This is a genomic window from Heyndrickxia camelliae, assembly GCF_002844575.1.
Taxonomy (GTDB): domain Bacteria; phylum Bacillota; class Bacilli; order Bacillales; family Bacillaceae_C; genus Margalitia; species Margalitia camelliae.
Genome location: NZ_PIQO01000043.1, coordinates 1 through 11,960, shown reverse-complemented (window position 1 = coordinate 11,960; position 11,960 = coordinate 1). Strand labels below are relative to the sequence as shown.

At 30.3% G+C, this 11,960-nt stretch carries 19 protein-coding genes and 1 pseudogene; 17 read left to right on the top strand and 3 right to left on the bottom strand.

All coding sequences use genetic code 11. The features are described 5' to 3' along the window. Positions 1 to 131: 131 nt before the first annotated feature. Positions 132 to 506 (bottom strand): HTH domain-containing protein, encoded by a 375-nt coding sequence (locus CWO92_RS24335; protein ID WP_101356770.1) that lies wholly within the window; start codon positions 504 to 506, stop codon positions 132 to 134. Positions 507 to 778: 272 nt separating this feature from the next. Between CWO92_RS24335 and CWO92_RS24330 the strand changes: the two genes are divergently transcribed. Next, positions 779 to 1,270 (top strand): hypothetical protein, encoded by a 492-nt coding sequence (locus CWO92_RS24330; protein WP_101356769.1) that lies wholly within the window; start codon positions 779 to 781, stop codon positions 1,268 to 1,270. A gap of 47 nt (positions 1,271 to 1,317) precedes the next feature. Here CWO92_RS24330 and CWO92_RS24325 read toward each other — a convergent pair whose 3' ends face one another. After that, positions 1,318 to 1,626 carry a hypothetical protein gene (locus CWO92_RS24325; RefSeq protein ID WP_101356768.1) on the bottom strand — a complete coding sequence of 103 codons (309 nt, stop codon included), beginning with the start codon at positions 1,624 to 1,626 and terminating at the stop codon, positions 1,318 to 1,320. Between the two features lie 561 nt (positions 1,627 to 2,187). On the opposite strand from CWO92_RS24325, the gene CWO92_RS25715 reads away from it, so the two are divergent. The 8 genes from CWO92_RS25715 to CWO92_RS24295 all read left to right on the top strand — a co-directional run bounded on the left by CWO92_RS25715 (position 2,188) and on the right by CWO92_RS24295 (position 4,575). Continuing rightward, positions 2,188 to 2,334, top strand: coding sequence for a hypothetical protein (locus CWO92_RS25715; RefSeq protein WP_165786776.1), 147 nt, complete (start codon positions 2,188 to 2,190; stop codon positions 2,332 to 2,334). A gap of 32 nt (positions 2,335 to 2,366) precedes the next feature. Next, on the top strand, positions 2,367 to 2,609 hold the full coding sequence (locus CWO92_RS24320; RefSeq protein ID WP_101356767.1) for a hypothetical protein: 243 nt from the start codon (positions 2,367 to 2,369) through the stop codon (positions 2,607 to 2,609). A gap of 60 nt (positions 2,610 to 2,669) precedes the next feature. After that, a complete protein-coding gene (locus CWO92_RS24315) occupies positions 2,670 to 3,239 on the top strand; it encodes a ReoY family proteolytic degradation factor (protein ID WP_101356766.1) in 570 nt (189 codons plus the stop codon). A gap of 15 nt (positions 3,240 to 3,254) precedes the next feature. Further along, positions 3,255 to 3,419, top strand: a complete 165-nt coding sequence (locus tag CWO92_RS24310) for a YozD family protein (protein ID WP_101356765.1) — start codon at positions 3,255 to 3,257, stop codon at positions 3,417 to 3,419. Positions 3,420 to 3,450: 31 nt separating this feature from the next. Next, positions 3,451 to 3,621, top strand: a complete 171-nt coding sequence (locus CWO92_RS25710; protein WP_165786773.1) for a hypothetical protein — start codon at positions 3,451 to 3,453, stop codon at positions 3,619 to 3,621. Positions 3,622 to 3,636: 15 nt separating this feature from the next. After that, a complete protein-coding gene (locus CWO92_RS24305) occupies positions 3,637 to 3,879 on the top strand; it encodes a hypothetical protein (protein WP_101356764.1) in 243 nt (80 codons plus the stop codon). A gap of 170 nt (positions 3,880 to 4,049) precedes the next feature. Beyond that, complete coding sequence (locus CWO92_RS24300; protein WP_101356763.1) at positions 4,050 to 4,265, top strand: hypothetical protein; 216 nt, start codon at positions 4,050 to 4,052, stop codon at positions 4,263 to 4,265. Between the two features lie 19 nt (positions 4,266 to 4,284). Further along, a complete protein-coding gene (locus CWO92_RS24295) occupies positions 4,285 to 4,575 on the top strand; it encodes a hypothetical protein (RefSeq protein ID WP_101356762.1) in 291 nt (96 codons plus the stop codon). Between the two features lie 67 nt (positions 4,576 to 4,642). Here CWO92_RS24295 and CWO92_RS24290 read toward each other — a convergent pair whose 3' ends face one another. After that, complete coding sequence (locus tag CWO92_RS24290; protein WP_101356761.1) at positions 4,643 to 4,990, bottom strand: YcnL family membrane protein; 348 nt, start codon at positions 4,988 to 4,990, stop codon at positions 4,643 to 4,645. Between the two features lie 411 nt (positions 4,991 to 5,401). Between CWO92_RS24290 and CWO92_RS24285 the strand changes: the two genes are divergently transcribed. The 8 genes and pseudogenes from CWO92_RS24285 to CWO92_RS24250 all read left to right on the top strand — a co-directional run. Next, a complete protein-coding gene (locus CWO92_RS24285; RefSeq protein ID WP_101356760.1) occupies positions 5,402 to 5,629 on the top strand; it encodes an AlbA family DNA-binding domain-containing protein in 228 nt (75 codons plus the stop codon). Further along, positions 5,602 to 5,856 (top strand): hypothetical protein, encoded by a 255-nt coding sequence (locus tag CWO92_RS24280; protein ID WP_101356759.1) that lies wholly within the window; start codon positions 5,602 to 5,604, stop codon positions 5,854 to 5,856. The genes CWO92_RS24285 and CWO92_RS24280 overlap by 28 nt, the downstream gene beginning before the upstream one ends. Continuing rightward, positions 5,853 to 6,701: a hypothetical protein gene (locus CWO92_RS24275; RefSeq protein ID WP_101356758.1), complete on the top strand. Its 849-nt coding sequence runs from the start codon at positions 5,853 to 5,855 to the stop codon at positions 6,699 to 6,701. The genes CWO92_RS24280 and CWO92_RS24275 overlap by 4 nt, the downstream gene beginning before the upstream one ends. 36 nt (positions 6,702 to 6,737) lie before the next feature. Next, positions 6,738 to 6,932 carry a hypothetical protein gene (locus CWO92_RS24270; protein WP_101356757.1) on the top strand — a complete coding sequence of 65 codons (195 nt, stop codon included), beginning with the start codon at positions 6,738 to 6,740 and terminating at the stop codon, positions 6,930 to 6,932. A gap of 224 nt (positions 6,933 to 7,156) precedes the next feature. Beyond that, a pseudogene (locus CWO92_RS24265) lies at positions 7,157 to 8,177 on the top strand (ArsR/SmtB family transcription factor). Between the two features lie 18 nt (positions 8,178 to 8,195). Continuing rightward, a complete protein-coding gene (locus CWO92_RS24260) occupies positions 8,196 to 9,419 on the top strand; it encodes an MFS transporter (RefSeq protein ID WP_101356756.1) in 1,224 nt (407 codons plus the stop codon). A 901-nt stretch (positions 9,420 to 10,320) separates the two neighbouring features. Then, positions 10,321 to 11,358 (top strand): tyrosine-type recombinase/integrase, encoded by a 1,038-nt coding sequence (locus tag CWO92_RS24255; RefSeq protein WP_165786774.1) that lies wholly within the window; start codon positions 10,321 to 10,323, stop codon positions 11,356 to 11,358. An 82-nt stretch (positions 11,359 to 11,440) separates the two neighbouring features. Next, a partial coding sequence (locus tag CWO92_RS24250) for a hypothetical protein (RefSeq protein ID WP_133120614.1) occupies positions 11,441 to 11,960 on the top strand: 520 nt, incomplete at its 3' end.

Sequence of the window (11,960 nt, the reverse complement as noted above, 5' to 3'; positions counted from 1 at the left end):
ATTATACATATAATAAAAAGTGAGTTTTATAATAAATACATAATACCTTTATAAAATGAATAGTGATAAAGTTGCCGATACTTATTTTTAGAAGACTATATTTTAAAATAAGTATCGGTTGATCATTTGAGCTAGAGTTTATTCGTATCAATTAAATACTTTTCTTTAAAAACAAAGTGTAAAAACATCAATCTAATGGCAAACTTATATTTTTTCTGTTCGTTTAATGTGCTTGGATTTTTAATAAATTCTTTAAATTCTTCTAGACTTAAGTTTCCAAATGCAGCCATTGTTTCATAGCTTATCCTTAAATTTCTGTGCATCGTATCGATAATATCCAACATTCTATCATCTTCATCAATATTATCTATATTTACCAAAAGAGAGCTAATTGCAATAGGGTGATATCCATTGTGATTGTAGATAATACTATCAATTAAATCCTCTGACATTTTGTATTTATTTTTTAATCGCTCAATGTTCTCAATTAATTCAATATCCTGCATAAAATTTATCCTTTCTTGAAAATTTTTCAAATAACACTATACACAAATGTGGAAATAATGTAAAATTATTCCTAAATATACATATATTTAGAAATAGTAACTTTTATTTTGTATGGTGATATGTCTATTTATTTAGTTTCAATTTCCTATATTTAACTATTAGTCTACTATTTATCAAATCTTATGTCTAATTTTTTAGTTGATAAGTATATCAAAATGCGATGATAAATTATTTATCATAAATAACAAACATTTTAAAGGAGATGTAAGAAATGAAGAAAGTTTTCAAAAAAATATCACTACTCTTTACTTTGGCATTAACACTGTCGATATTACCAGTAATGTCTCATGCTGCAGAGAATACTACAGATATTAGTGATATTCAAGATGGCATTCGTATACCTATTGTTAAACCCGATGTAGCAAATGATACTTTGAAACAGGGTGTGACAACACAAGCAGCGACTGCTAACAATGTAGGATATGTGGATGTTTGGATGAGTTACAATCCTAAAAGAATCAATTGGAAAGTGGTTGTTAATCCACCATATAGAGGGAATGGATTTGTAGGAGAATTAAGTGTTACACATCTATCTACAGGATTAAACAGTGGTAGATATAAAATTACTAAAATGAGTGGAAATTTAGTTCCACCAATTTTCAGGGGAAAATACGGAGCTAGGTTAGAAGGTGTCCTTACATATAATAGTGTAACTACGGGTGTTACAGTGTATTCTCCGTACTTGGTATATGAAAATAAATAGTATATTTTAAAAATGAAGAAGAAACCATATTTTATTATGTGGTTTCTTTAATTAAAGTTTTTCGCATATGCTTCATCATACACAGCTTCAACAAATGCGCCTTCACCATATACAACAGCAGGGTTACGTAATAATCCAACTTCACCAACATAAGGTACTTCCATGTTCTTTTCTTTATTGTAAACAGAGATCACTGCTTGGTCTGGACGAATACCAATATTTGATGGTACAATAATTTTGCCTTCGTTTCTGACAGAGCCGGGAAGTTTATATTCAGAACGGAGAGTTGCAAGAATCGCTTTTGGATCTTGCAATAAATATTTGTAGTGTCCTTTCACTGGTACTTGGCCTGTCAACCATTTACCTACCATTAGTGAAAGGGCATCAAATGCAGACGTTAATTATGATCGTATGTCTGCTGGTATCATGTGTACTATCACTAGCACACCCAATCTATGAGGAGTGTGTTCTCCATGTGACCATAGACCATTGTATTAGTAGCTGTTCTTTTACATGCACCAGCGGGAACTCAATAACCACAAAGCATGGCTTTGGAATGGAACACTTGTAATAGCCCAAAGCCTACTATTACAAGTCTACTTTTTCTTTACTTGTGCCAAAGAAACAGTAGCAAAAAGAAAGCACACCTTTATGTAGTACAATCAAGCTTGTATACGAATTTAATTAAGTTGAATAAATTTGCAAAAAACTAAACATTTCTCTTTACAATATAAAATTAAATTAATATAATAAAATAAACAGATGAGGTTAAGGTACTTAAATATAATTGTCCGTCTATATTTATATAAAAGGGGAGATGAAAATGTGAATGGCAAGTAAGAGATTAAAAGAGTTAGAGGAATTGGTGAAAAACATCAAGGAGGATTATTAAGAGTGAACAAGAAAGACTGAATTCTATGATGAAGACGTTGAACGTGGATCATTTACATAATGCAATTAATAAGACTAACCAAAATGTTGCTCGTCTACAAAGAAAAGATAAAAACTATACAAATGAATGGGAAATTGATAGGTCATTTGTGGATGAATTGGTATTACATTAAATGAAAACATGAATTCATGAGGAGGAGTAGAATTGTTTAAATTAAAACCACATAACTACAGTTGTGTAAAATGTGAAAGAAAGCAATATACGAATGAAAAATGCTATGGATGTGGTGGAAAAGTATTCGTTGAATTAAAGGGTGATAATAAAATTACTATTACATTATCGGATGAGGAATTAGATATCATTCAAAACTGGGGATTCATTGTGTCAACAGAAAGACCATTAGCTAAAAAAGAAGCAGACTTATATTATAAAATTACCAACGGTTAGTTTTAAATTAAATTAATCAAGTTAAAATCATAATTTTACTTGAAAAGGGGAGAAAAGAAAATGGTTACTGTAAATGAGAAAAAGGACTTTATAAGATATTTTTTAAATCATTATCAATTGAAAAGAAGAGAGTCTAAATGGATATTAGAATATATTATGAAACAAGATGATCTGATTGAGAAATTGCATTTTGTAGATGATATAGAAGGATGTCAACGTGCCATGCTTATGTCTTGTCATTGTGTTGATACTATTCCTTTTAAATTTTTTAAAAATAAATCAGAAACAATTGATGCAGAAAAAGCTTTCAATGATCTAAGATTATACAGAGATGAAGATTTTTACATAAAATTAAATTTTAATCGTAAGCATACAAATTCTAAGTATATTAGAATATTAGAAGAAAACCCATTTATGAAAGAGGAGGATGAAAGTCCAGATTCCGGAGCTGCTAAAGATTTTCTAGATTATTGTCTTGCTACATTTCAAAGGGAACAATTATTAAAACGTATCGATGAAGCAATAGATAACAAGAAAAAGAAATTATTTAATAAGTTAGTAAAAGAATTAAATGAACTACCTGTTCCGGTTAAGAAATTTAATACTGTTAAAGAAAAACAATTAAATTAATGAGAAGGTGTGAATATGAAAGAAATTGAAGTAACCTTAGATACAGATGAAATTGCTGATTTCTTATTTGAAGAACTTCCTAAACGAGGATTAGTACCAACTAGAGAGGAAACTGAAGAATTAGCCGACATTTTCTTTGAATATTTAATAAAAAAGCAAATTGTAGAAGAGGAATTATAAATAAAACAGAACTTTTGTATGGAGGATTCATATGTCAAAGGAATTTATTGATTTAAATGGAAGGAAAATTGCTAATTTACTTTTCCACATTGAACATAACGGGGAAATTATTGGAGATAAAAGAACTTTAGATAATGTGCAAGATAGTTTAAAAATTATGTTGAGAGATCATGAAGCATTATTAGGGAAGAAATTTAGATAAGGAGTTGGATGCATAATGTTAAAACTAAAGGCTGCAATGCAAGGGGAAGAATTGTATACAGAAGATGGTTTTGAAAAGCATATCATATGCGAAGGGGCAAGAGAACATGTTTTATCATTTAGCACAAACGGAATAAAATGTAGTGAAAAGAATTGTGTTGTGAATAGGGATAGGAGAATGCCAAGACATGACGAGGAAATTAATTTAAATAAGTTAAATTACAAACAGAAGAGGTTATTTATTCATGAAATTCTCTAATGATACTGTGAAGGTTTATAAAACTGCAGACGGAGAAATTAAAGGCATTGTTAAGTACAGGTTTAATGGATTTAGTTTTATGTATAAGATTATCTATGATAAAAATCATAACAAACTTGTTGAAGAAGTTTTATATTGTTAATTAAATTATGATCTAAGGAGGTATTTTAATGAAATTACCTAAAGAAACTAAAGAACAACTTAGAGACTTCGGGTATCTGTTACTAGGGTACATAACTGTTATTGTTTTATTGATTGTAAGTATATGTTTAGGGAAATTATGGAGTCCTTTAGAGATGTTATTTTATGTGATATTTGGATTCTTAGTTTGTTATCCACTTGGTAATAGCATTGCAAATTGGTTTAAAAGTATATTAAAAGACTAAAAACGTAGGAGGAAATATCATGGATGATGGGAAAGAATTGGATTATGAAGTGGTAATGGTAAAGAAAGATGGAACAAAAGAAGTTATTACAATGGGACATACGATTTCTAATATACAAAGTGTACCGGAAAACTTTAGATTACCTAGAACATATGTAATGAAAAATATCGAAGAGAATAAAGAATTATACCTAACATTTTTGAGTAGAGTCGGAGACAGTGTGTTGATTGAAGCTGAAAACATTACAAAAGGCTTATTTAACATTTCTCTTGAAAATGAGGATATTATTCTAACAGAAATATTGAATTAAAAGATTAGTTTTATTAGCAGTAGATGAAAAGGCTTTAAAACAGAAAAGCGTGAGAATATCACGCTTATTACTGACGCTTCTTTAATTGTAAATTGCCTTTATTAAACATAATAAGTCCATTAAATCGCTCATACAGGGCGTATAAAGGATATAGCAGACCAATAAATACAATACTGAGAGGTATTTTTTCAATAACAGGTATTATACCAGAAAGAAGAGATATTAATATCTCAGTTAAGTAAATAAATAAAGGAATTATTGCTATCAAACCAATTAATAGAATTGGTGTCACTTTTGTTTCTTTTAATTTGGCTTTGCAGTACGGGCACTTCATGGTAAAAGGTGATGAAAAATCCTCAAAGTCATCAAGCGTTATTGCTTTTTGACAATTTGGGCAAGGTACAGATGTTTTCATTATAACTCTCCTTAATAACAAAATTTCTTAAAGTATAACTAGAAACTACTTATATAATATATGGAAATTCGAGGAAAAGGGAAGTGAAAATATCAAAAATTACAAAATAAGTATAAATTTTTCATGGATAGATTCAAGTAAATTATCAATTTTAGTTTAACTTTAAAGGAGAGTGAAGTATTTGTGGGTTTCAGTTCATTCAGAAATCAAATGTAAAAAGTGTGGAACAAAACTGAAATGGACATATGAATGGCTTACTCGTTATTTCTATTGTTCAAAATGCAAAGAAGATAGAAATGAAGATGGGAGTTATAAAAAAAAATTACTATCAACCATTTAATTTATAGTCTTTAATAGAAAGAAATAGTAAAATAATTATGAGAATTATAGTAAGTATTTGGAGTTGATCTTATGTATGAAAAGATGTTGGAGCTATTAGAAGCGGGTGGGGAAACTAGGAATATTGAGTTTAAAAGAAGTTATGATTGGAAAGATCCTCAACACAAAGCAAAGATTGTTAAATGTATATTAGCAATGAGTAATACTAAAGACGGTGGATATCTAATAATAGGAATTGATGATGAAAACAGGGATTGGAAAAACTTACTGGTATGGAATATGAGCATTATGAAAAATTAAACTATGATCATATTGTAGTTGAAGTTAATAAATTCGCCGATCCACCGATTTCTTTTCAATTGCATCCAATTGAACAAGATGGTAAGTACTTCGTATTAATACGTGTTCCTGAGTTTGATGAGGTACCTATAGTATGCAAAAAGAGTGGTGAACAAGGTAAGGCGCAATATTTTCAAGATCAAAAACTAAACCTGAATCAGCTATTATCAGAAGTCAATCAGAAATGAGAGAGCTGATAGATATAGCAATAAACAAAGGGATTAAACAATTTTATATTCGAGTTAGAGATTCCGGCTTACAATTAGCAGATAGTGATGCCTCAAAAGAAAAATATTTAAATGAATTGGAGGGAATTGAAAATAATGATTTGATTAATCAAATCAAACAAAAAGGTTATTGGAAGATCATAATAAGACCAACTTCATATGAAGAAAATAGAATTGGCACATTGGTTAAATGTCAAAAGTTGTTGCAAGAAAATAAACTTAGTTTAAGAGGTTGGGATTTCCCTCATATAGCAGAGCTTGAAAATGGGAATCAATATGTTCAAGCAATTGAAAACTTTGGTCAATATAAAGAATTATTAAGACTTTATAAGAGTGGTCAATTTATATACTATAAATCTATGAGCGAAGAACACATGGAGGAACAATTTAGTAGAAGAGTAAATGGAAAGGGATTAGAAATAATAAGCACTCTTTATTTATATACTGAGATATTTGAATTTGCATCTAGGCTAGCGCAACATAAAAGTTTAGGAGAAGAAATAAATGTTAGTATAGAGTGCCACGATATTAAGGGAAGAAAACTATTCTTTTACGATGTAGCAAGACCTCTATTCCGAGATTATATTTCTAATATTGAAGAAACGTCACAATACGTAATTAATGTGGGGATTGATGAGTTAATATCAAATAGTAATACATTAGCAATTGAAGCATTAAATCAACTTTTCGAGAAATTTAATTGGGACACTACAGGAGTTCAAGGTGTATTTAAAGATGAACAGCAAAAATTTTTAAACGGAAGATACTTACCACTCTATTGGTCAATATCATTACATAAATTCTAAATAAAATGATCCTTTGATTAGAAAAGAGGTAAGGAATTGAATTTTAAACAGGAGTATATTTATGAGTGGAGTCAAGATGATTCATATGAAAAAGCTCAATTATTATGGTTATGGTATGACTATCACACGGAAATGTATGATAGAGAGTTATGGAGTCAGTACCCTGCTCAAAATGATGAGACGATGGTAATGCTCTCAAGTCCAGGAAGGATTTTCGCTCATTTTATTTAATTCTTTATTAAACAAGTAGGGCAGGTTTTTGGAAGAAGGAATAAACAAAAAGAGGACTAAAATAATACCGAGAGAGTTATATGAAAACCCATTCTACTTTAGGATGGGTTATTTTCATATGTTTTGTTAATGTAGAAAAAATATATTCTAAAAATATTGAATTTTAGATTCGATATATTCAGAATATAAGTAAGTGGTAATTTAAGGAGAATGAGGTGTTGAATATGGAAGTTTTAAGGCTTACAAGTAGGAAGAGAGAAACTTACAAGATCCAGCTTGATTACTCGGTTTTATGGGAATGTGCTTTGGGGATAGCTGCAATTACCAATACCCCACTTATTAATACGGCAAGGCATAAAGAGTTCTTTACCAAATGATTTACTAAAACATTTAGATTATGTAGAAAGAAATAATACCTGGAAAGCATTGCTTCAACTGTTACATAAAGAGAAATTTTCTAACCTATCAGAGTTTACATCATACATACAAGATCTACCTGATAATGATTTGAAATTTGTTTGTTTACCTTATATTGGAATGGAGTTTCAAGTTATAAGACAAAAGGCTGCACTAGGTGAGGATTCAGCTATCGATGAAATGAAGATATTAACAAGCGGCAATCCTTTTTTTCCTCGGTATATTGAATTCATTAGTCATTCAAACACTGACAATCTGAAAAAACATCTGATTAGTGTCATGAGAGGATGGTATGAAGATGTTATACAGAAAGATTTGAAGAAACTTAATACAATCTTACGAACTGATTATGAAACAAAAAAAGAGATGTCAAAAAAAATGACTCCAGAGGAACTGGTTGAATGGGCAACAGGAGGTGTTACATATTTGCCAGAACCCACCATGAACAATGTTTTATTAATTCCACAGTATATTTATCGACCATGGAATATTGAAGCGGATATTGAGGGGACAAAAGTATTTTATTATCCCATAGCAAGTGAAAGTATATCTCCTGATGATAGATACGCACCCAACAACTTCCTTGTACTTAAATACAAGGCATTAGGCGATGAGGCTCGATTACGAATCGTCAAATTATTGTTCGAAGAAGATCGAACATTACAGGAGATTACGAACCAATTAGACATTGGCAAATCAACCATTCACCATCATCTTAAGATTCTTAGAGCAGCTAAATTAGTGGAAATCAACGAATCAAAGTATTCACTAAAAAATAAAGCAATTGAACTTATAGCAAAAGAATTAAGCCATTTCTTAAATAAGTGATAAAAAAGGGGTATGGGGATGGGGAATAACCTTTTAAAGAACAAATCATTTATATATTTGTGGGTTGGTAACGGCGTGTCTGAATTAGGAGGTGCTTTTGGTACCTTTTGCAACTCAATCCTCGTATATCAGCTGACGAATTCAACAATGGCATTGGGAAGCATGTGGTTATTATATTTTTTACCATCTCTTATCCTGCAATTGTTTATTGGTCCGTTTATTGATAAATGGAGTCGAAAGTGGATTATGATATTTTCTCAATGGGCTAGAGGATTAATTTTTCTGATACCACTTGTTGCATTAATGATGGGGAGACTTGAACCCTGGCACATATATGCAGTTCAAATAATAGTCGGGTTGATAACTCCCATCTATACACCTGCTAATCAAGCTATTACGCCGACTGTTGTTACAAAAGACCAATTAGGCTCTGCAAATGCTTATATTGATGGAACAGTCAGATTAATGACATTCCTTGCTCCAATTTTAGGTGGTTTTGTTATAGAGTACATGGGTGTTAAGCCTACATTAATATTTGTTAGTACGGTTCTCATTTTAAGTGGTTCTCTATTGCTAGTAATAAAAGAGAAAAAAACAACTTGGGATGTACGCAAGACTTGGCTGGAACAATTTGCAGAGGGTATATCCTATTTCTTCAAGCAACCAATTATTGTTTGGTTAGGCATCTTTTTGGCTTTTGTACAGTTTGGTGTGGGAGTAACAATGGTAATCACTCTTCCTTATATAACGGGAGAGTTATCAGGAAGCTATTCAGAATATGGCTATTTTATGGCAAGTTTTCCATTGGGGTATGTTATCGGTTCAATGTTGGTTGGGAAAGTAAAATATAATAGCCGTAGGGTCATTATGTTAGGAGCGTTAGTAATTGGTGGTCTAACATTTATCTCATTAGGCTTTAATTACAGTCTCATTTTTGCGATTTTCACTGAAATGATTGCTGGAATAGCGATGGCATTTTTCAGTGTGCAAAATATTACGATCTTTCAACAAGCAGTGCCAAACCACTTAATGGGTAAGGTTTCTTCAGTTCGACTCTTCATAATCAGAGGTGCTATGCCTTTAGGGGTATTCGTTGGTAGCTATTTAGGTGAGTTTTGGGGTATACGTCCAATGTACTTTTTGATTGGTGGTGTCATTTGTACCATCTCTCTATTGGGAATAATCCTACCATACTTTAAATTTATTGATTCATCCGATTTTGGTGAAAAAATTGCCTCTTAATTACTACACCTTCTTTAACTACCATGAAAATAAGTTTCTTCAAGAATAGAAAAATGACAATATTAAAGAAGACCCTACTCAATCGTTAAAAAAAAGAGGAGAGCGTTAATTAATAAGCCTATGGATTAGGGGTGACTGGATTAAGGTCAGTAACAGTATTGACACTTCCTACCCATTTTCATTCTCTGTGGTGAAGCGCCGATTTTTGCGCTTCATGGATGGCTAACGGGTGGTTTAGTTTAAGAAAAATTAATTAATTTTAAGACTGAGATCAAATTTAGTGACTCCATTAAAGGAAGCTATTGCGAAATAAAAAAGTAAAAGGGATGATACATATTAGTCATGACTAATATGTATCATCCCTTATTTTGTATGACTTTTTACGATTTAGGTCTTGATAATTAAAATTCCGATATCCACTCTGAATCATTGAAAGGTTCATCAATTTTGTGTAGTAACATTGGTGATACAAACATTATAGAACACCTCTGAACTATTGTAACATAATCCATTTTATGAGTCTGTTGATATGCCAGTGGTAAGTTATGTAATAAAACTTCCGTTTCAATTGAAAATTAATTAAAAAATTCAATATAAAATTAATAAATGAATCCAATATATTGTTGACTAATAATTGGAACGTTTGGTAAACTATAAATGAAATAAAAAAATAAATTTATATAGGACTTAAATAATAGTTATATGGATATAAATATAGTATAATTAACTTATAAGAGGATGATGAGAATGTTAAATGATTTATTTGGATACTTTAAACGGAATATTAAAAAGATGAACCACAGAGATATTGAAAAGGCATATAGAGAAATGAAAAGTATTGTTAACATGTTAGAAATAGAATTGAAATTAAATTATTAAAAAAACAAAAGGGATGCTTACTGTGGAAGCCGCAAATAAAGTAGTTAAATTAGATAATATGAAAGTATATGATGAAATTCAAAGATTCTTGGATAAAAAGTTTTTAATAAGTGAAAGTAAAAACACAAGACAAGAATACGAGAGGGATATTAGACAATTTTTTGATTATTTAACTAAGGGGAAGAAAGAAATACAATACCTAACTCTAGAAGATATTCAACTTTCTCAAGATGATATTGAGGACTATCAATTGTACTTAGTGGGTTTAAATAAATATGCAAACAGTACAATCAACAGAAAACTCGCTCCACTAAGAGAACTTTATAAAAGATTTGAACGAAAAAAATTGGTTCATGATATTAGTATGTTTAGTGACATTAAAAGTTTAAAGGTTACAGACAACTCATATGGAATATTTAGTGTCGAGGAAGTTTATCAAATATTAGACTATATAAAGAATAAACCAAGAATGAAAAAAAGAATGGTGCAATATCATCTGATTAGATTCGCAGTTGAGACTAGAGCCAGATTGGAAGAATGTTTAACTGTAGAATGGAATAATTTTGAGGTACGAGAAGATAGTGTAATTATTCATATTATCGCTAAAGGTAACAAAGATTTTAAACCAAGAATTGCAAAATGGTTTTATGAAGAATTATTAGAAATAAAAGAAGATGGTATAAAAAAGGTGTTTAATATCTCCAGCAAAACATTTCATAACTTGATGAATGATATCATTAAACATTTTAATTTTCCTAAGGAAAGAAACTTAGTATTTCATTCGTGGAGAAAAACTGGAGCCAGCTTTTTATTTGAGTTTACAAAGGATATTGAATACACAAGGAAAGCATTGAATCATTCCTCTATTGTTACAACACAGCGTTATATTCAAGGTGTTGACTATGGAATACAAGGAATGTTTTCGATTCAAAAAGACTACGATCAAGATTTATATAAGAAGACTTCACATGAACAATTATTAGAAGCAATTGAAAGTTTGGAACCTGCAGAGAGAATGAGGATTAATATGAAGCTTAATGAGATACTTACCGAAAATTAAACTAAACTGTTTACACTATAGTTTATATCGTATAAACTTTAATTTTAGTCAATATACAATTAAATAATGAGAGGTGTTAGTAATGAGAGATAGAAAAGAGTTAGAACAACATCTTGTTGATACTATACAAAAAATTAGAAGAAAACGATCGGATATTAATGATATTAAATTATATTTAGCTGAAAAACATGATGTTATGGCTGGAACTGTACAAGAAATAATTAATAATCCAGAAGAAAAATTACCTAAATTAGAGGTTCGAGAATTATTTTTAATTACAGAACAAGTGTTTATGAAAAGTGGAGTATTAGAAATAAATCCAGAAAAATACTTTACAAATGTAGAAGCTAAGAGTGCTCATACTTACAGTGAAAGTATTAAACGTGAAGATTTTGATTTCCCAATAACTTTTACGAATGCAACGGTAGTTGGAAATGCTGCTTATATGGTTACAATGAGTGTTCAAACTATTAATAAATTAATTGAATCACAATTATTAGGTTACGATTTTGAATTGCAAAGAGAAGCGAAATTTATCAGACAAAAAGATAACTCAATAAGAATACAACCTACATTAAATAAAAAGAATGTTGAAGAGATTG

What these genes read in the sequence shown, in the direction of transcription:
- CWO92_RS24335 (WP_101356770.1), bottom strand. Translation starts at nt 506, where the DNA reads ATGCAGGATATTGAATTAATTGAGAACATTGAGCGATTAAAAAATAAA.
- CWO92_RS24330 (WP_101356769.1), top strand. Translation starts at nt 779, where the DNA reads ATGAAGAAAGTTTTCAAAAAAATATCACTACTCTTTACTTTGGCATTA.
- CWO92_RS25715 (WP_165786776.1), top strand. Translation starts at nt 2,188, where the DNA reads ATGATGAAGACGTTGAACGTGGATCATTTACATAATGCAATTAATAAG.
- CWO92_RS24315 (WP_101356766.1), top strand. Translation starts at nt 2,670, where the DNA reads ATGGTTACTGTAAATGAGAAAAAGGACTTTATAAGATATTTTTTAAAT.
- CWO92_RS24310 (WP_101356765.1), top strand. Translation starts at nt 3,255, where the DNA reads ATGAAAGAAATTGAAGTAACCTTAGATACAGATGAAATTGCTGATTTC.
- CWO92_RS25710 (WP_165786773.1), top strand. Translation starts at nt 3,451, where the DNA reads ATGTCAAAGGAATTTATTGATTTAAATGGAAGGAAAATTGCTAATTTA.
- CWO92_RS24305 (WP_101356764.1), top strand. Translation starts at nt 3,637, where the DNA reads ATGTTAAAACTAAAGGCTGCAATGCAAGGGGAAGAATTGTATACAGAA.
- CWO92_RS24300 (WP_101356763.1), top strand. Translation starts at nt 4,050, where the DNA reads ATGAAATTACCTAAAGAAACTAAAGAACAACTTAGAGACTTCGGGTAT.
- CWO92_RS24295 (WP_101356762.1), top strand. Translation starts at nt 4,285, where the DNA reads ATGGATGATGGGAAAGAATTGGATTATGAAGTGGTAATGGTAAAGAAA.
- CWO92_RS24290 (WP_101356761.1), bottom strand. Translation starts at nt 4,990, where the DNA reads ATGAAAACATCTGTACCTTGCCCAAATTGTCAAAAAGCAATAACGCTT.
- CWO92_RS24285 (WP_101356760.1), top strand. Translation starts at nt 5,402, where the DNA reads ATGTATGAAAAGATGTTGGAGCTATTAGAAGCGGGTGGGGAAACTAGG.
- CWO92_RS24280 (WP_101356759.1), top strand. Translation starts at nt 5,602, where the DNA reads ATGGAATATGAGCATTATGAAAAATTAAACTATGATCATATTGTAGTT.
- CWO92_RS24275 (WP_101356758.1), top strand. Translation starts at nt 5,853, where the DNA reads ATGAGAGAGCTGATAGATATAGCAATAAACAAAGGGATTAAACAATTT.
- CWO92_RS24260 (WP_101356756.1), top strand. Translation starts at nt 8,196, where the DNA reads ATGGGGAATAACCTTTTAAAGAACAAATCATTTATATATTTGTGGGTT.